This window comes from Tenebrionibacter intestinalis (genome assembly GCF_016632365.1).
Lineage (GTDB): Bacteria > Pseudomonadota > Gammaproteobacteria > Enterobacterales > Enterobacteriaceae > Tenebrionibacter > Tenebrionibacter intestinalis.
Genome location: NZ_JAEPBH010000001.1, coordinates 92,441 through 109,504, shown reverse-complemented (window position 1 = coordinate 109,504; position 17,064 = coordinate 92,441). Strand labels below are relative to the sequence as shown.

Genomic DNA, 17,064 nt, shown 5'->3' with positions numbered 1-17,064 from the left:
GCTAACGCCAGCGAAGAGGTGACGCCAGCGACGGATTGTGGCAGGCTTGGCGTTTTTTCCGTTCACGAAGAGATAAGGAAGGCAATTGATGTCAATCGTGCGTATCAAACCGGAATCCCGCTGGTCGGACGCGGTCATTCATAACCACACGCTGTATTACACAGGCGTGCCTGAGAATCTTGACGCAGATGCCTTTGCGCAAACGCAAAATACGCTGCGCCAGATTGACGCCATGCTGGCTGAACAGGGTAGCGACAAAACCCGCATTCTCGACGCTACTATTTTTCTCGCCGATAAGGCCGATTTTGCCGAAATGAACCGCGCATGGGATGCGTGGGTGGTGGCAGGCCACGCGCCGGTGCGCTGCACCGTGCAGGCCGCGCTGATGAAAGCGGCGTTTAAGGTTGAGATTAAAATTATCGCTGCCGTTGACTGACGCCGCCGCGCCTCTCTTTCCGGGAGGCGAATTTATGGCTGCTCGTCATCGTCAAAGCGCGCTACGATACGATGGCCGTTGTGTGATTCGCGTATTTCCTGCGCCACTTGCGCAATGGCCGCGCCGCTGCTGACGCCCTGCGCCATCAGCGCCTGAATACGCTCAACGGCTTTTTGCTGCTGCTCATGAGTTAGAGAAGGAAGGCCTGTAAACATGGTCAACTCCTGAATTTTTGCGGCGGCTATTATTTCACGCGCCAGCCGCAGATGCCAGACGCGTGTGGATATGGCATGCTTAGCGTTTTTCCGTTGTCGATAAAGCCGCCATGTCAACAATTGCAACACATTTAACCACTGTCGCCCTGCCCTGGCGCGCGGATGCCGCCGAACACTGGTTTAGCGCCTTAAATACGCTGCCGTGGGCGATGTTGCTGCACTCCGGATACGCAAACCATGCCGGCAGCCGCTTTGATATTCTGACCGCGCAGCCCTGCGTAACGCTGCGAACCACCGGCACCACCACGCGAATCGACTATGCCGATCCCCGAAAAGCGCCGGTCAGTACCCTCGACGATCCGCTAAAACGATTGGCCGATGTCATGACGGAGCAGAACGTTACCGCAGCGCAAACAGACGATCTGCCTTTTCAGGGCGGCGCGATAGGGCTTTTCGGCTACGATCTCGGCAGACGTTTTGAAACACTGCCCACTCTCGCTGCCGCCGACATCCCCATTGAGGATATGGCAGTCGGCATTTACGACTGGGCGCTGATTGTCGATAACCAACTTAAGCGCGTCACTCTGGTAAGCCAGCGCGATGCCGGCGCGCGCCTGGCCTGGCTAAACGCCCTCCCCCGTATCAAACACGCGCCGCTGCGGCTAACCACTGCCTGGCAAAGTAATTTATCGCGCGCGCAATACGGTGAAAAATTCCGCCGTGTACAGGCATACCTGCTCAGCGGCGATTGCTATCAGGTTAACCTTGCGCAGCGCTTCAGCGCGGGCTACCAGGGTGATGAATGGCCGGCATTCGTTAAACTCAATGCAGATAATCGCGCCCCCTTTAGCGCCTTTCTAAGGCTGCCTGAAGGCGCGATTCTCAGCCTGTCGCCGGAACGTTTTATTCGCCTGACGCACGGTGAAATTCAGACCCGCCCCATTAAAGGTACGCTACCGCGCCTGTCCGATCCTGACGCCGATACGCGTCAGGCGCAGCGGCTTGCCAGCTCTCCCAAGGATCGCGCTGAAAACCTGATGATTGTCGATTTACTGCGAAATGACGTAGGGCGAGTGGCTCAGCCCGGCAGCGTGCGCGTGCCGGAACTGTTCGCGGTGGAACCCTTTGCGGCAGTACATCATCTGGTCAGCACGATTACCGCCAGGCTGGCCGACGGGCTTCACGCCACCGATTTGCTGCGTGCTGCGTTTCCCGGCGGTTCCATTACCGGGGCTCCGAAAGTGCGGGCGATGGAAATTATTGAGGAACTGGAACCACAGCGCCGGAATGCCTGGTGCGGCAGTATTGGCTATATCAGCTTTTGTGGACGCATGGACACCAGCATTACCATTCGCACCCTTATTGCCTGCGGCGGGCGGCTACACTGCTCCGCCGGCGGGGGTATTGTGGCTGACAGCATTGAGGAGGCGGAATATCAGGAAACGTTTGCTAAAGTTAACCGCATTCTGCGCCTCACTGAGCAATAAAACGATGCCCCACCCCCACGTTATGACGCTTGACGATTTCCTTTCCCGCTTCCTGCTGCTACGCCCGCAGCCGCGCGCCAGCGCCGCCAACCAGCGCCAGGCGGCAGTACTGGTGCCGGTGGTGCGCCGCACGCGCCCAGGGTTGTTATTAACCCAGCGTTCCTCACGCCTGCGTAAACATCCAGGTCAGGTTGCCTTCCCCGGCGGCGCAATGGACAGTAGCGATAGCTCGCTGATTGTCGCAGCATTACGCGAAGCGCATGAAGAAGTCGCCATCCCGCCCGCCTGCGTCGAAGTAGTGGGTATTCTGCCGCCTGTAGACAGCATCAGCGGTTTTCGCGTTACCCCCGTAGTGGGCCTCATTCCGCCGGATATACCGTATCGCCCGTGCGAGGATGAAGTCGCTTCGGTTTTTGAAATGCCCCTTCAGGAGGCGCTACGCCTGGGGCGCTATCACCCACTGGATGTGAAGCGCCACAACGGCGAGCGCCGTGTCTGGCTGTCATGGTATGAGCAATACTTCGTATGGGGCATGACCGCAGGCATAATCCGTGAGCTGGCGCTGCAAACGGGCTACCGTTATTAACCAGCTTGCCATTCTGTAAAGCAGCAAAGGGGAGTGAGTATGATGCGAATAACTGCGCATTCGATATAAATAAAATTGAGGCTGGCAATTAGTTTTATTCATGTGAATAGTTCAATTTCACGGCGCGGTTGCCCTTACACTAGCCACATTTGCAGCGCGTTCGGCGCCCGGCGTGCGCCCAGGCAGGAGTAGCATTGTGATTAGCACTTTCGATATGTTTAAAATCGGCATTGGCCCTTCCAGCTCGCATACCGTCGGACCGATGAAGGCCGGAAAGCAGTTTATTGACGATTTGATCGCAAAAGGATTACTGGAGCAGGTAGATAGCGTCGTCGTCGACGTGTACGGCTCGCTTTCTCTTACGGGTAAAGGGCACCATACCGATATCGCTATTATTATGGGCCTGGCGGGCAATACGCCGGATAATGTTGATATCGACGCTATCGCTGCGTTTATCCGCGATGTGCAAGACCGCGGCCGCCTGCTTCTGGCCAACGGCCGTCGCGAAGTCGATTTTCCACTAAATAAAGCCCTACGCTTTCACAACAGTAATCTGCCGCTGCACGAAAATGGGTTGCAAATCCATGCCTGGTCTGGCGATCGCGAAATTTATAACAATACATACTACTCTATCGGCGGCGGCTTTATTGTTGATGAAGCGCATTTTGGCAAGTCAGCGCTGAACGAAGCTGATGTACCCTACCCCTTTCGCAGCGCAAAAGAGATGCTGGCGCACTGCCGCGAATCGGGGCTGTCGCTTTCAGGCATGGTATTGCGCAACGAACTGGCGCTACATACTAAAAGCGATATCGATGCCTGGTTTGAGCGCGTATGGCAAACCATGCGCGCCTGTATCGATCGCGGAATTAATACCGAAGGCGTGCTGCCAGGGCCGTTACGGGTACCGCGCCGCGCCGCCGCGCTACGTCGAATGCTGGTTTCCAGCGGCAGCCTGTCCAACGATCCAATGAATGTGGTGGATTGGGTTAATATGTTTGCGCTGGCGGTCAACGAAGAAAATGCCGCCGGCGGCCGCGTGGTGACCGCCCCCACAAATGGCGCCTGCGGCATCGTTCCTGCCGTACTGGCCTACTACGATCGCTTTATCGAACCGGTGACGCCGGATATTTATCTTCGCTACTTTTTAGCCGCGGGCGCTATCGGCATTTTGTATAAGTTGAACGCCTCTATCTCTGGCGCGGAGGTCGGTTGCCAGGGCGAAGTGGGGGTTGCCTGCTCAATGGCCGCTGCCGGCCTGGCCGAACTGCTGGGCGCCAGTCCCGAGCAGGTATGCATCGCCGCTGAAATTGGCATGGAGCATAATCTTGGTCTCACCTGCGATCCGGTAGCAGGCCAGGTTCAGGTTCCCTGCATCGAACGCAACGCCATCGCATCAGTCAAAGCGATTAATGCTGCGCGAATGGCACTGCGCCGCACCAGCGAACCCCGGGTTTCACTTGATAAAGTGATTGAAACAATGTACGAGACCGGCAAAGACATGAACGCTAAATACCGTGAAACTTCGCGCGGCGGCCTTGCCATTAAGGTGCAATGCGACTGACCTGCGTATCAACAGACGCACCCGCAGCCTTTTACAGGCGGGTGCGTGATTTTCTCCATCACGCCGCTTTTCCCCCGCTACACTTGACCACATCCTCCGACCCGATTCGGGGCCCACTTCTGGCAGGAAACACGGATGCAAACGGCGCAGCACATCATCAGAAACTATCGCCGCCGGCGAATAACCCTCGCCCTGTCGCTGGCAGTGTTAACTTTTTTAGCCACGCTGGGCGTGCGCTTTCTCACCATCCGCAGCGTCAATCTGCAAAGAGTGGATGAATATGGCAGCTACGCTGTCGCCACAATGGAAAACCTGCTCTCGCCACATGACGAACTGGGTCTGCGCGTCGCGCCGCTTGTCGGCAAACCCTGCAATGCGGTGCAGGGGGAACTGAGGCAATATGTCGCCCGCGCCCGTACGCTGCGTGCTATCTCGCTGATTAAGAATGGCATTCTTTACTGCTCCAGCGTGTTTGGCAATCGCGCCGTACCTGTCAATATGCTGGAACCGACGCTCCCTTCCCGGCATGCATCGCTGCAACTGTCGGTGGATAATTCTCTGCTAAAAGGCTCGCCTGTTTTGGTGAAATGGACATCGGTCGGCGATAGCGGCCTTGACGGGGCAATGCAGGTAATCAATATCGCGCTGCTCACGCAACTGATGTCTGCGTCCGAAATGCCCTGGGTTGTACGCACGGCGCTGAATGTTGGCGATAACCACCTGGTCTACGGCAGCAACGCGCTGGGTTTTCCGCCGCCGGGAACAGATGATAAGGAAACACAGTTTCACTCCGCGCGACAGCCGTTTTCTATTTCACTTATTGGCCCATCAGCCAGCACCCTGGCGGTTCAACGTTTACCCAGCCAGGTGCCGCTGGCGCTCCTGTTGGCGCTGCTGATTGGCTACATGGCCTGGCAGGCCAGCGCCAGCCGTATGAGTTTCTCACGAGAAATTACCTTAGGGATCGCTCGGGGCGAGTTTGAGATCTGGTGTCAGCCGTTAGTCCATGCACAAACCCACGCCTGCACCGGCGTGGAACTGCTGTTGCGCTGGAATAATCCTCGCCAGGGCTGGATATCGCCCGACATTTTTATTCCTCTCGCCGAGCAGGAAAATTTGATAGTGCCGCTCACTCGCTACGTTATTGACCGTACCATAAAACATATCGACATTTTCCCCGCCAGCAGCGATTTTCACATTGGCATTAATGTTGCCGCCGATCACTTTCGTAATGGCTTGATTCTCAACGATCTTAAGCGCTACTGGTTTGCATGCCGACCTTCGCAGCGGCTGATGCTGGAGCTCACCGAACGCGAGGATCTTCAGCATCTCGACCCGCAGGTTTTTCGACAATTGCGCGCGCTCGGCGTCCGGTTAGCTATTGATGATTTTGGCACTGGACGCAGCTCTCTCGCCTGGCTTGAGATGCTCAAGCCCGACGTGCTGAAAATCGATAAATCATTTACCGCCGCTATCGGCACCGATTCGGTCAATTCGCGCGTTATCAGTATGATTATTGAGTTGGGGCAGCGGCTGGGAATTACGCTGGTCGCTGAAGGTGTGGAAACCGCGCTACAGGAGGAGTACCTGCGTCGCCAGCAGGTGCAAATTTTACAAGGTTGGTTGTTTGCCCGCCCGATGCCGCCTGGCGAATTCCCTGCCTGGCTGGAAAGACACCAGCGGCTGTCGACGCCGGGCCAGACCAGGGTCTGACCCGACTGCGGGTTATTCTTCCTCGTCTTCTGGCGGCGTTTCATGGATAACGCGCACCAGATCAACGCGATAGTCGTTGGCCTCCAGCACCTGAATACGCAGCGGCGGCAGGTGGAGCTCATCGCCGGCTTGCGGTATCTGCCCGTTAGCGGCTATCACCAGCCCTGCTACCGTAGCGATACCCTCCTTCTCGTTCACCAGCGTGTTAAGATTAAGACGCTGCTGAAGCGCATGCAAATCGGTCGATCCTTTAACCAGCCAGCCGTCGCCGTCAGCCACTATCTCCGGCGTTTCATCCGCATCCGGGAATTCACCGGCGATCGCCTCCAGAACATCAAGCGGCGTAACCAACCCCTGCACTATGCCAAATTCATTCGTGACGATAACAAAACTCCCGCGCGCGCGGCGCAGCACACCCAGCAGATTGATAGGATCAAGCGTTTCCGGCACCACAATCATTGGCGTCGCTGCCGCAATAGCGGCCACATCAGCGCCATCATTAAGAGCGACCAGCAGCTCTTTAGCGCGCACTACGCCAATCAGCTCGTCCAGCTCGCCCCTGCATACCGGGAACAGGCTGTGCGGTGATGAGAGCAACTGTTGACGGATCTCGTCTACCGACAGATTCGCATCCACCCAACTGATTTCACCGCGCGGCGTCATGATACTGCGCAGCGAACGTGATGCCAGCGTAAGCACGCCGTTTATCATATAACGCTCTTCTTCAACAAACGCTTCAGCCTGGATTGGCATCAGCGTCGGGCTGCCGCTTCCATTGCGCGCCACCGCAGGCGCATGGTTGCCCATCAGGCGCAAAATCGCTTCTGCGGCGCGCGCGCGCAGCGGGCGACGCGACTGGTTGCGGATAAAATTGCGGCGTGCAATCTGATTAAACGCTTCGATGACAATGGAAAAACCAATTGCCGCGTAGAGGTAGCCTTTCGGTATATGAAAGCCAAACCCTTCCGCCACCAGGCTTAGGCCTATCATCAGCAGAAAACTCAAACACAGCACAACCACGGTTGGATGCGCGTTAACGAAATTTGTCAGCGGCTTTGACGCCAGCAGCATGACTGCCATTGCAATAACCACCGCCGCCATCATGACAGGCAGATGATCCACCATACCGACGGCGGTAATCACCGCATCAAGCGAGAAAACCGCATCCAGCACGACAATTTGTAATACTACAACCCAGAAACTGGCATAGCCTTTCCCGTGTTCGCCGTCGTGCTGGCGGTTTTCCAGCCGTTCATGCAGCTCGGTTGTGGCCTTAAAGAGCAGGAACAAACCACCGATCAGCATAATCATGTCACGCCCGGAAAATGTCATGTCGCCCACGCTAAAGAGCGGTTTTGTGAGCGTGACCAACCAGGAAATTAACGAGAGCAGCCCAAGGCGCATAATCAACGCCAGCGAAAGGCCAATCAGGCGCGCTTTATCACGCTGCTTTGGCGGCAGCTTATCTGCCAGAATCGCGATGAATACCAGGTTGTCGATGCCAAGAACAATCTCAAGCACAACCAGCGTCAATAACCCCGCCCAAATCGAGGGATCCATTAAAATTTCCATAACAAACTCCTGCAACGGGAAACGCTAAACGGCACCCTGCTACGCCCGGGCGCTAAAAAGAATAAATGACTGGAGATGAGGCTCGCTGCGCCTGCAATAAAGGCGGTGTAATCCGGCCTGTGAGTGAAAAGACGTCGGTGACGGTCCATACGGAGGGCAACTGCCCAAAGTTCCTCAATTAACAAATACGGAAGTTAACCATAACAAAGCCGTTTACGTTTTGGCAAAGATTTACCTGACTTTGCATTTTTTATCCGGGCGGGGCCATATTTTACACTGTGAAATTAATTGTTGCCTCACTCTAAATTACGGAAGCACATCACAAAAATTATATTTTCACTCCCTAAAATTATTCGCGGTAAGTCATGACGTTCCGAAATCAACCCTTGTATGAATCGATTCATTCTTGCCGAAAGTATAAGAGTGAGTGAAGCCAACACAGGAGGTAGCAAGTGACCATTGCTATTGTCATAGGTACGCACGGCTGGGCAGCGGAACAGTTGTTAAAAACAGCTGAGATGCTGCTTGGAGAGCAACAAAACGTGGGCTGGATTGATTTCGTTCCAGGGGAAAACGCAGAAACCCTGATCGAAAAATATCATGCTCAGCTTGAAAAACTCGATACCGCACAGGGCGTGTTGTTTTTGGTAGATACCTGGGGCGGCAGTCCGTTTAACGCAGCCAGCCGCATTGTAGTGGATAAACCCCAGTATGAGGTCATAGCGGGAGTTAATATCCCGATGCTGGTGGAAACCCTGATGGCCCGCGACGACAACCCGACCTTTGATGAACTTATTGCTGTAGCGCTGGAAACCGGGCGCGAAGGCGTAAAAGCGCTCAAAGCGAACGTTGCTGAAAAAGCGACGCCTGCTCCAGCCGCCGCGCCGGCCAGCACAACGCCAGCAGCCCCCCTTAAGCCAATGGGCCCGAATGACTACATGGTGATTGGGCTTGCACGCATTGACGACCGTCTGATTCATGGCCAGGTAGCAACCCGCTGGACAAAAGAAACCAACGTTACGCGCATTATCGTAGTCAGCGACGAAGTCGCCGCCGACACGGTACGCAAAACGCTGCTTACGCAAGTCGCGCCGCCTGGGGTAAGCGCCCACGTAGTTGACGTCGCCAAAATGATTCGCGTTTATAACAACCCCAAATACGCGCGCGAGCGCGTGATGCTGCTGTTTACCAACCCCACCGACGTGGTGCGTCTGGTTGAAGGCGGCGTGAAAATTACCACCGTCAACATCGGCGGTATGGCTTATCGGCAGGGAAAAACCCAGGTCAATAACGCCGTCTCTGTGGACCAACAGGATATCGATGCGTTTAACTGGCTTAATAAGCGCGGTATCGAACTGGAGGTGCGCAAAGTCTCAAGCGATCCGCGCCTGAAAATGATGGATTTAATTAGCAAAGTGAACAAATAGCCGCAAGACGCGGTTTTATTGACTCAGCCTTTACAATAGTCTGATTACACAGGAGAAGTACAATGGAGATGACCACGCTTCAAATTGTGCTGATATTCATCGTCGCCTGCATTGCAGGTATGGAATCCATTCTTGATGAGTTCCAGTTTCATCGCCCGCTGGTGGCCTGTACGCTAATTGGCATCGTGCTCGGGGACATGAAAACCGGCATCATTATCGGCGGTACGCTTGAAATGATAGCGCTGGGGTGGATGAATATCGGCGCTGCCGTCGCGCCTGACGCCGCGCTGGCGTCAATTATTTCCACGATACTCGTTATTGCCGGACATCAGAGCATTGGGGCCGGTATCGCGCTGGCAATTCCGCTGGCGGCGGCAGGCCAGGTGCTGACGATTATCGTGCGCACCATTACCGTAGGCTTCCAGCATGCAGCAGACAGCGCGGCAGAAAAAGGCAACCTCACGACCCTGTCCTGGCTTCATGTGTCGGCGCTGCTCCTCCAGGCGATGCGTATTGCCATACCGGCGGTGATCGTGGCAATTTCTGTCGGCACCAGCGAAGTGCAGAATTTGCTTAACGCCATTCCGCAAGTGGTGACCAACGGCCTGAACATCGCCGGCGGTATGATCGTAGTCGTCGGCTACGCGATGGTAATTAACATGATGCGCGCGGGCTACCTGATGCCGTTCTTCTATCTTGGCTTCGTGACTGCCGCCTTTACTGACTTTAACCTGGTAGCGCTGGGCGTTATTGGCGCGGTGATGGCCATCCTCTACATCCAGCTAAGCCCGAAATATAACCGCTCTGCGGCCCCGGCGCAGACGGTAGCAACCCATAACGATCTCGATAACGAACTGGATTAACAGGTGGATGATATGGTGGATATGACTAAAACAACCCCTGAGAAAAAGCTGACTCCGGGCGATATTCGCGGTGTATTTCTGCGTTCTAACCTGTTTCAGGGCTCATGGAACTTCGAACGTATGCAGGCGCTTGGCTTCTGCTTTTCTATGGTGCCGGTAATCCGTCGCCTTTATCCGGAAAATAATGACGCGCGCCGCCAGGCGATTAAACGCCACATGGAATTTTTCAACACGCATCCTTACGTAGCTGCCCCGGTGCTGGGCGTTACTCTGGCAATGGAGGAGCAACGCGCCAACGGCGCGCCGATAGACGATGCGGCCATCAACGGCATCAAGGTTGGCCTGATGGGGCCGCTGGCCGGCGTGGGAGATCCGATTTTCTGGGGCACCGTTCGCCCTGTGTTCGCCGCGCTTGGCGCCGGTATCGCCATGAGCGGCAGTCTGCTCGGCCCCATTCTGTTCTTTGTGCTGTTCAATCTGGTGCGCCTGCTCACCCGCTATTACGGCGTGGCCTACGGCTATCGCAAGGGCGTGGATATAGTTAAGGATATGGGTGGCGGCTTTCTGCAAAAACTGACGGAAGGAGCGTCAATTCTCGGCCTGTTTGTTATGGGCGCGCTGGTAAATAAATGGACGCACGTCAATATTCCGATGGTGGTTTCAAAAGTTACCGATCAGACCGGCGCGGAGAAAATCACTACCGTTCAGAATATACTCGACCAGTTAATGCCCGGTCTTGTTCCTCTGCTGCTGACCTTTGCCTGTATGTGGCTGCTGCGTAAGAAAGTAAATGCGCTGTGGATTATCTGCGGTTTCTTCGTCATTGGGATAGTAGGCTACGCAATCGGTCTGCTTGGTCTGTAATGTTAATGTGTTCCACGCCGGGGCTAAGCCCCGGCATGTTTACAGGGTAACGCCATGACGCTGACGCAGAGCCTGCTGGTTGTTTTTATTCTCCTGCTGTTCGGCTGGGCCATTTACGATGAATGGATACTCGATAGCCGCCGTGGCCCTACACGGTTGAAGGTGGCGCTGCTGCGCCGCAGCCCTGTCGACATAGCCATTTTCACCGCGCTCGTTGCCATACTGATTTACAATAATATTACCGCGCACGGCCCGGTGCTTACGACATGGTTATTGGGCGTTGTGGCGCTGTTGGCAATTTATAGCGGCTGGCTAAAACAACCGTCAATTCGCTTTAAAGACCAGGGCTTTTTTTATTCCGGCATCTGGATAGATTATCACCGTATAACGGCAATGAATTTGTCGCAGGATGGCGTACTGGTGGTGAAATTAGAACGAAAAAGCCTCTATATTCGCGTAAAGCATATTAATGATCTGGAAAAAATATATCAATTTATGCTTACCGTTCAATAAATTAAATCAGAAAACCCGCGCAGTTATTATAATTAAATAAAATTGTGCATATAGCCTTTGCTATATTTTATCCGTAACAGGAAAACATAATTTATTAACAAAAATGCCTCAAATAATAGCAAATGAATATTGTTATCATTAACCAGAAAATTTATTCCCGCTTTTTCTGGACGACATCTGAAAATATGGTATTGTGACGCCCGTCTATTGGGGAGTAGCCAGTTTTCTGCAAAGAAAATGTGCGCGTCAACATACTCGTTGCTTATCAACGTGGCGCGTACGGTTCGGATAAGCATTCGGGCAGGCGAGACCGTGGGCACGTCGACTGCTGATACTGGGGGCAGCGTCGTGTCATAGGGTTTTCCCGGTCAGAGCAGACAGATGAATATTTCCGCCACGCTTTTCCTCGCTTTCGGCATGTCTATGGATGCGTTCGCCGTCTCCATTAGCAAAGGCGCTGCGCTCTACAAACCTAAATTTCGCGAAGCGCTGCGCACCGGTCTGATTTTTGGTGCCATCGAAGCCAGTACGCCGCTTGTCGGCTGGGCTATGGGTATGTTTGCCAGTCAATTTGTGTTGAACTGGAACCACTGGATCGCCTTCTTTTTGCTGTTGCTCCTTGGCGCACGTATGCTTTATGAAGGTCTTTTCGGCGCCCCCGAAGACGAAAACGAACCACGCCATCGTCACGGTTTCTGGTTACTGGCGACGACTGCAATCGCCACCAGCCTTGATGCGATGGCCGTTGGCGTAGGGCTTGCGTTTTTGCAGGTCAATATCTGGTGGACGGCGTTGGCTATTGGTTTCGCCACGCTCATCATGACCACGCTTGGCATAATGATTGGCCGCTTTATCGGCCCATTACTCGGTAAACGCGCCGAGATCCTCGGCGGTCTGGTGCTTATCGGTATCGGCGTACAAATTCTCTACAGCCATTTTATGGCTCATTAACGTCTCCGGCGCCACAAGCGCACCGCAAAATCAGTTTCACACTTAAACGAGACGGCTTCCAGCAACCGCGTTTTTACTTCCGGTCGCGCGCGCCAGGCAAACGGGGTCATTTGCAGCAGCGCGCAGGCATGTCGCCCGTTCAGGCTAAGCGGATAAGCCAGCGTACTTTGCGACTCCAGGTTAAAGCCATCAAGCAACTCTTCACGTTCAGGATGAAGTTTCGCTTCCTGATAAATTAGCGCCTTAAGCTGCACCAGATGGCGAGGCCCTGGCGCAACGGTAAGAACAACACCGCCGGGTTTTACCACCCGCGCCAGCTCCTGCGCGCTACACGGCGCGTAAATACGCGTTATGCCGTCAAATGTAGCGTCGGCAAACGGCAGACGATGGCTTGATGCCACACAAAAATGTACGTCCGGGTAACGCCTGGCGCCGTAGCGCACCGCAGCTTTGGACACATCCAGCCCATAGCCGCTCCCACCGCGCTGCCGGGCCAGTTGCGCGAATGCCGAGGTGTAGTAGCCTTCCCCACAGCCGATATCCAGAATTTCAGCGCCTTCCCCGGGCAGCGCATCAGCCAGCAATTGCGCCAGGGCGTCGCGCAGCGGCGCGTAGTGGCCCGCTTCCAGAAACGCGCGGCGCGCGCGCATCATTTCCGCACTGTCGCCCGGCTCGCGTGAACGTTTGTACTGCACCGCCAGCAGGTTAACATATCCCTCTTTCGCTTTGTCGAAATAATGGCCTGCGCTACAGCGTAGCGCGTTTTTTTCATCGGCCAGCGGCGCGTGGCAAATTGGGCAAAGAAAAGACATAAAAACTCCTGCTGGCAGTGAAAGGCGGCAAGTGTACCGCTATTCGGTATTCGGTAAAACGCCCGACATAGCGCAGGAAACCGGTGGGTTGATTTTTACCCGCGCGCGGTTCGCGTTTTTCCATCTCTTATGCCCGCGTAATCCATTTTGCTAATACAGGCCGGCTTAGCCTGAACAGGCGCGTCGGGATAGCTAAGAGAACGCCAATAGATCCATTAACCCGCTCACCGACGAAAAATTTCCCTATTTTCCCCAACCTGCGACACTCCCTGAGCCTTAAGCGATCGGCTGACCAGGCCGCAGCCTGAATACAGACAATAAAAAACCCCGCTTGCGACGGGGTTCGATATACGGTCAGCGTCAGGCGAAATCAGATAGCAGTGACGTTAACTGCTGCCGGGCCTTTCTGGCCATCCTGAATTTCGAATTCAACGTTCTGGCCTTCGGCCAGCGTTTTAAACCCGTTACCCTGGATAGCGGAGAAGTGCACGAACACATCTTTGCTGCCGTCTGCCGGGGTAATGAATCCAAAACCTTTAGACTCGTTGAACCACTTGACTTGACCTTTAATCTTTGCCATTTACAAATTCCTTCGATTGTTTTCTTCGCCCACAGGCGCATACATAGATAAAACAGAGACATTACTGCTTGAGGCACTAAATATAAAGTTCGGCAGAGAAGCGGTATTCAACGACAACGTTTTTACTCAGGTCTTCTTTACTGATAATGCCACAAATAAACAGAGCGATACCTCGTTTAACCCAGCGTGTTATCACATACAACGTTAATTATGGCAAGCCATTTTTAAACGTGCCACGATCCGTCGCACATAATTCAGAAAGTTGCCGCTACGCATTATGCCTTTATGTACACAGAAACTTAGATGCCGCCCGCATCTGCTGCTGAATTGTGCATTTAAACCCTCGCTTCCCTTCCTTTTTTACAATAGCGCAAAGCGATTTATCCGTCCAGAAAGCGAAACATAAAGAATTATCCACACCGTTTTACGTACTTATGATTTATACGGTTACATATAATAGAATGACTTTTTTATCGGCAATCTTTAAGCCTAGTCAATTTATTCTATTTTTTCCAGTTTACCTTTAAATATTATTTTTACGCCTTTGAATTTATTATTCCTGAACAATATTATTTAATTCATCGCATTGCGTTAAAACCGGCAGACCGCCATAAGCCATAAATAGCCGGCTCCATTTCTACCTTTCATTCTGTTGTAGGCACGCCTGGCTATTAAAGAGATAACAGGCTTATCTGTTTCCCGTTAGCGGCATAAATTCCCCTATTCGACGTGGACAGAACAACGCCGAGGCCACCTCCCCTTCAGACATGGCTTCATTTACTAGCTGAGGCGGCCTGTCCAGCGCCTCATCCGCCAGTTCAAACGCTCCCCAGTGAACAGGTATTTGACGGCGGCCGCCCTATATCCCGCCATAGCGCTACCGCCTCGACAGGCCCCATATGGTGGTTCGCCATAAACCAGCGCGGCTCAAAGGCGCCTGTCGGAATAGCGGCACCGTCAAGCGGCCCAAGCCGCCGGGGGATTTGACGCAGTAAATCACTGTCTGCGCTGTCTCCGATAAACCAGAATCGCAGCCGCGCGCTTTCAATAACCCAACCACACCACAGCGAACGGTTGCGATCCCAGAGCGTGCGCATACTCCAGTGACGGGCCGGTACAGCGTGGAAAGTGAATTCGTCATCACGCCGACTTTGCCACCAGTCCAGCTCTGTTACGTTCGTTATGCCACAACGCCTGAACCAGCGCCCAAGGCCGAGAGGAACATAAAAATGGACTGCAGGGAAATGACGATGGATAAAGCGTATGCTGGCAGCATCAAGGTGATCGTAGTGATTATGAGAAATGACTACGGCAGAGACGGGCGGGAGGCGGCCAGGCGCGAGCGCAGGCGGCGTATGTCGCCGTGGCCCCAGAAAACGCAGCGGCGAAGCGCGCTGCGAAAATATCGGATCGGTCAGAATGTAACGGTCATTGATACGTAAAAGCAACGTCGCATGGCCAAGCCACCAAACGCCATCACCCTGCTCATCAAGCCGGGCTGGCTGCCACCAACGCGCCAGAAAAGCGTCGTAACCTTCTTTTGGCGGCTTCGGCGCCCCGCTCGCCTTACGTTCCCGACGCCAGCGCCTGACATCGCCTGCCTTTTGCTCCTCAGGTTCAACGTTGTGAAAACCATCAGGCGAATGATGTGAATAATCAGGCTTATACCAGGGATTTTTCCAGACCACATTCGCACCTTTGCATCGGGCCATTGCAGGCCGGAAAAATTACCGTTCAGCCACCAGGCGAACTAAACCATCTTCGTCATCACGCGCGTTGTCCGTCTCCATTGCGAACGACATCGGCGCTTTCTCCTCGCAAAGGCGACGCAGCAGCGCGCTCTGGCGCTTTTGTTGCTCAAGCAGCGCCTCCAGCAGGGCAATTTGCTCACTGGCGCGAACGCTTGCGCGATTGACAAAGTACCAGGCGACAAGCCCGATAATCAAAACCCCGAAGGAAACCGCGAGCGAAACGATATTTAAAGTATTCATGCTAAGTTCATTCATCGTGCCATTTCGAACAAACCTGCATTCTAGCACCGGCTAACCTGGTCGATACCCACAGACCGTAAAAAACTTTTACCACGGTATAAATTTATTTATCACGCACACCCCGCTGTAAAACTGAACGTCCTGGTCGCACAGCACATTCAACATCTGTATCCACATCAACAAACATACAAGCGCAATAGCAATAAAAATGAGCCACCGGTATTTTTTCATCACGTTCTCCGGTAATAAAAAGGAGCTTAGCTTATCAACGCCAACCTAAACTGATCCTTCACAGCACGCATTTTTTCTTTCAGAAATCATCATATTGTTTCAGCGCTTGCCCTATACCGGGGCCCATAACAGAAGGCCTGTCATTATGCCCGGGGGATGATGCGCAATTTCATTCGCCCGCGGACGGTACCTGTCGTTAACTGGCCGGGGCGAGAGCGCCATTAACTGACCGCACGCGGCATTATCGGCATTACCGACTGCCTGGCGTTGTGTAAAAACGGATACCGTTATCGACAGCGGGAAATAGCCCCTGCGCTACACAAGGCAAGGGGGCGATATCAGAATGGATAGTCGTGGTAGCCCATTTGCTCAGAAATCACCTTCGCGGCGCAATGCAGCAATGCCGCATATTCCCGCAGTTTTTCTTCTGAGAAACGCAGCGTCGGGAAAGAAATACTCAGCCCGGCAATCGCCACGCCAAAGCGGTCAAAAACAGGCACGGCGATGCAGCGTAGCCCCTCCTCCTGCTCTTCGTTATCTTCTCCGAACCCCTGCTTACGCACCTGTTCGAGCACAGCAAGCAACGCATCAGGGCCGCCAATGGTGCGCGAGGTACTGCGAGTGAAGGTAATATGGTTAACGATGTCCTGAACCTCGTTAATATCCCGCCACGCCAGCAGCACTTTACCAATAGCGGTACTGTGCAACGGGTTACGGCGACCAATGCGCGAATACATACGCAGGTTATACATTGAGTCGATTTTATGAATATAAACGATGCTGTCTTCATCCAGCGCGCCGAGATGAATTGTCTCTCTGGTCTGGCGCGACAGTTCGCGCATTTGAATGTCTGCAATACGTATCAGATCTACGTTTTGCAAAGCGCGTGCGCTCAATTCAAACAGCTTAAGCGTGAGCGAATATTTTTCTGACTCTCCTTCCTGAGCCACATAGCCCAGCGTTTTCATCGTTTGCAAGAAGCGGTAAACGGTGCTTTTTGACATCAGTACGCGCTGGGACAACTCGGTAATGCCTATTTCTCGCTCTTCCCCCAAAGCCTGAAGAATGCCAAAGACCTTCATCACGGAAGAAACCGAATCCGGCTGTTTATCCAAATCAGAACCTGCCATTATCACCTCAGCGAAAATGTTTTATAAAAAATGGAACTGTTTTTTAGTATAAATTTAACCTGACGCCCCCCGCAATCAGTCTCTGCTTTTTAGTCATCACTGCCGGCCCCCCGCAAGCAGAGTGTTAAAATG

Annotated in this window: 17 protein-coding genes, 2 pseudogenes and 1 riboswitch; of the genes and pseudogenes, 10 read left to right on the top strand and 9 right to left on the bottom strand. The window is 53.7% G+C overall.

All coding sequences use genetic code 11. The features are described 5' to 3' along the window. Positions 1-88 precede the first annotated feature (88 nt). Complete coding sequence (locus JJB97_RS00535; protein WP_238711821.1) at positions 89-436, top strand: RidA family protein; 348 nt, start codon at positions 89-91, stop codon at positions 434-436. A gap of 32 nt (positions 437-468) precedes the next feature. On the opposite strand, the gene JJB97_RS00530 is transcribed toward JJB97_RS00535, so the two are convergent. Beyond that, positions 469-651, bottom strand: coding sequence for a YoaH family protein (locus JJB97_RS00530; protein WP_238711820.1), 183 nt, complete (start codon positions 649-651; stop codon positions 469-471). 110 nt (positions 652-761) lie between these two features. Between JJB97_RS00530 and pabB the strand changes: the two genes are divergently transcribed. The 4 genes from pabB to JJB97_RS00510 all read left to right on the top strand — a co-directional run bounded on the left by pabB (position 762) and on the right by JJB97_RS00510 (position 5,998). Next, the gene (pabB, locus tag JJB97_RS00525; protein WP_238711819.1) at positions 762-2,138 is read left to right on the top strand and encodes an aminodeoxychorismate synthase component 1; all 1,377 of its coding nucleotides are present in this window, start codon (positions 762-764) and stop codon (positions 2,136-2,138) included. Positions 2,139-2,160: 22 nt separating this feature from the next. After that, positions 2,161-2,724 (top strand): CoA pyrophosphatase, encoded by a 564-nt coding sequence (locus tag JJB97_RS00520; protein WP_238711934.1) that lies wholly within the window; start codon positions 2,161-2,163, stop codon positions 2,722-2,724. Between the two features lie 196 nt (positions 2,725-2,920). Then, the gene (locus tag JJB97_RS00515; protein ID WP_238711818.1) at positions 2,921-4,285 is read left to right on the top strand and encodes an L-serine ammonia-lyase; all 1,365 of its coding nucleotides are present in this window, start codon (positions 2,921-2,923) and stop codon (positions 4,283-4,285) included. A gap of 135 nt (positions 4,286-4,420) precedes the next feature. Then, a complete protein-coding gene (locus tag JJB97_RS00510) occupies positions 4,421-5,998 on the top strand; it encodes an EAL domain-containing protein (RefSeq protein WP_238711817.1) in 1,578 nt (525 codons plus the stop codon). Between the two features lie 12 nt (positions 5,999-6,010). On the opposite strand, the gene yoaE is transcribed toward JJB97_RS00510, so the two are convergent. After that, positions 6,011-7,570, bottom strand: a complete 1,560-nt coding sequence (gene yoaE, locus JJB97_RS00505; RefSeq protein WP_238711816.1) for a TerC family protein — start codon at positions 7,568-7,570, stop codon at positions 6,011-6,013. Positions 7,571-8,022: 452 nt separating this feature from the next. Between yoaE and manX the strand changes: the two genes are divergently transcribed. The 5 genes from manX (at position 8,023) to mntP (ending at position 12,188) form a co-directional block, all read left to right on the top strand. Continuing rightward, complete coding sequence (gene manX / locus JJB97_RS00500) at positions 8,023-8,997, top strand: PTS mannose transporter subunit IIAB (protein ID WP_238711815.1); 975 nt, start codon at positions 8,023-8,025, stop codon at positions 8,995-8,997. A 62-nt stretch (positions 8,998-9,059) separates the two neighbouring features. Continuing rightward, positions 9,060-9,860, top strand: a complete 801-nt coding sequence (locus JJB97_RS00495; protein ID WP_238711814.1) for a PTS mannose/fructose/sorbose transporter subunit IIC — start codon at positions 9,060-9,062, stop codon at positions 9,858-9,860. Positions 9,861-9,872: 12 nt separating this feature from the next. Then, positions 9,873-10,724, top strand: coding sequence for a PTS mannose transporter subunit IID (locus tag JJB97_RS00490; protein WP_238711813.1), 852 nt, complete (start codon positions 9,873-9,875; stop codon positions 10,722-10,724). A gap of 54 nt (positions 10,725-10,778) precedes the next feature. Continuing rightward, positions 10,779-11,237, top strand: a complete 459-nt coding sequence (locus tag JJB97_RS00485) for a DUF986 family protein (RefSeq protein WP_238711812.1) — start codon at positions 10,779-10,781, stop codon at positions 11,235-11,237. 196 nt (positions 11,238-11,433) lie between these two features. After that, positions 11,434-11,610: riboswitch (yybP-ykoY riboswitch) on the top strand. An 8-nt stretch (positions 11,611-11,618) separates the two neighbouring features. After that, entirely contained in the window at positions 11,619-12,188 is a 570-nt protein-coding gene (gene mntP, locus JJB97_RS00480; RefSeq protein ID WP_238711811.1) for a manganese efflux pump MntP, read from the top strand. Here mntP and rlmA read toward each other — a convergent pair. From rlmA to kdgR, 7 genes and pseudogenes are all read right to left on the bottom strand, one after another. Then, positions 12,185-13,000 carry a 23S rRNA (guanine(745)-N(1))-methyltransferase gene (gene rlmA, locus JJB97_RS00475; RefSeq protein ID WP_238711810.1) on the bottom strand — a complete coding sequence of 272 codons (816 nt, stop codon included), beginning with the start codon at positions 12,998-13,000 and terminating at the stop codon, positions 12,185-12,187. The genes mntP and rlmA overlap by 4 nt on opposite strands. Positions 13,001-13,370: 370 nt before the next feature. Next, positions 13,371-13,580: a transcription antiterminator/RNA stability regulator CspE gene (gene cspE, locus JJB97_RS00470; RefSeq protein ID WP_001062678.1), complete on the bottom strand. Its 210-nt coding sequence runs from the start codon at positions 13,578-13,580 to the stop codon at positions 13,371-13,373. 14 nt (positions 13,581-13,594) lie between these two features. Further along, positions 13,595-13,737 (bottom strand): annotated as a pseudogene (locus JJB97_RS00465) (DUF2627 domain-containing protein); the annotation flags it as partial. Positions 13,738-14,268: 531 nt separating this feature from the next. Beyond that, positions 14,269-15,292: pseudogene (locus tag JJB97_RS00460) on the bottom strand (MBL fold metallo-hydrolase). Between the two features lie 15 nt (positions 15,293-15,307). After that, the gene (locus JJB97_RS00455; RefSeq protein ID WP_238711809.1) at positions 15,308-15,586 is read right to left on the bottom strand and encodes a YebO family protein; all 279 of its coding nucleotides are present in this window, start codon (positions 15,584-15,586) and stop codon (positions 15,308-15,310) included. A 72-nt stretch (positions 15,587-15,658) separates the two neighbouring features. Next, the gene (gene mgrB, locus JJB97_RS00450) at positions 15,659-15,802 is read right to left on the bottom strand and encodes a PhoP/PhoQ regulator MgrB (protein WP_238711808.1); all 144 of its coding nucleotides are present in this window, start codon (positions 15,800-15,802) and stop codon (positions 15,659-15,661) included. Between the two features lie 338 nt (positions 15,803-16,140). Next, entirely contained in the window at positions 16,141-16,932 is a 792-nt protein-coding gene (gene kdgR, locus JJB97_RS00445) for a DNA-binding transcriptional regulator KdgR (RefSeq protein WP_238711807.1), read from the bottom strand. Positions 16,933-17,064 lie beyond the last annotated feature (132 nt).

Excerpts from the sequence above, each read along its gene's own strand:
- JJB97_RS00535 (WP_238711821.1), top strand. The coding sequence starts at position 89 with ATGTCAATCGTGCGTATCAAACCGGAATCCCGCTGGTCGGACGCGGTC.
- JJB97_RS00530 (WP_238711820.1), bottom strand. The coding sequence starts at position 651 with ATGTTTACAGGCCTTCCTTCTCTAACTCATGAGCAGCAGCAAAAAGCC.
- pabB (WP_238711819.1), top strand. The coding sequence starts at position 762 with ATGTCAACAATTGCAACACATTTAACCACTGTCGCCCTGCCCTGGCGC.
- JJB97_RS00520 (WP_238711934.1), top strand. The coding sequence starts at position 2,161 with ATGACGCTTGACGATTTCCTTTCCCGCTTCCTGCTGCTACGCCCGCAG.
- JJB97_RS00510 (WP_238711817.1), top strand. The coding sequence starts at position 4,421 with ATGCAAACGGCGCAGCACATCATCAGAAACTATCGCCGCCGGCGAATA.
- yoaE (WP_238711816.1), bottom strand. The coding sequence starts at position 7,570 with ATGGAAATTTTAATGGATCCCTCGATTTGGGCGGGGTTATTGACGCTG.
- JJB97_RS00495 (WP_238711814.1), top strand. The coding sequence starts at position 9,060 with ATGGAGATGACCACGCTTCAAATTGTGCTGATATTCATCGTCGCCTGC.
- JJB97_RS00490 (WP_238711813.1), top strand. The coding sequence starts at position 9,873 with ATGGTGGATATGACTAAAACAACCCCTGAGAAAAAGCTGACTCCGGGC.
- JJB97_RS00485 (WP_238711812.1), top strand. The coding sequence starts at position 10,779 with ATGACGCTGACGCAGAGCCTGCTGGTTGTTTTTATTCTCCTGCTGTTC.
- mntP (WP_238711811.1), top strand. The coding sequence starts at position 11,619 with ATGAATATTTCCGCCACGCTTTTCCTCGCTTTCGGCATGTCTATGGAT.
- rlmA (WP_238711810.1), bottom strand. The coding sequence starts at position 13,000 with ATGTCTTTTCTTTGCCCAATTTGCCACGCGCCGCTGGCCGATGAAAAA.
- cspE (WP_001062678.1), bottom strand. The coding sequence starts at position 13,580 with ATGGCAAAGATTAAAGGTCAAGTCAAGTGGTTCAACGAGTCTAAAGGT.
- JJB97_RS00455 (WP_238711809.1), bottom strand. The coding sequence starts at position 15,586 with ATGAATGAACTTAGCATGAATACTTTAAATATCGTTTCGCTCGCGGTT.
- mgrB (WP_238711808.1), bottom strand. The coding sequence starts at position 15,802 with ATGAAAAAATACCGGTGGCTCATTTTTATTGCTATTGCGCTTGTATGT.
- kdgR (WP_238711807.1), bottom strand. The coding sequence starts at position 16,932 with ATGGCAGGTTCTGATTTGGATAAACAGCCGGATTCGGTTTCTTCCGTG.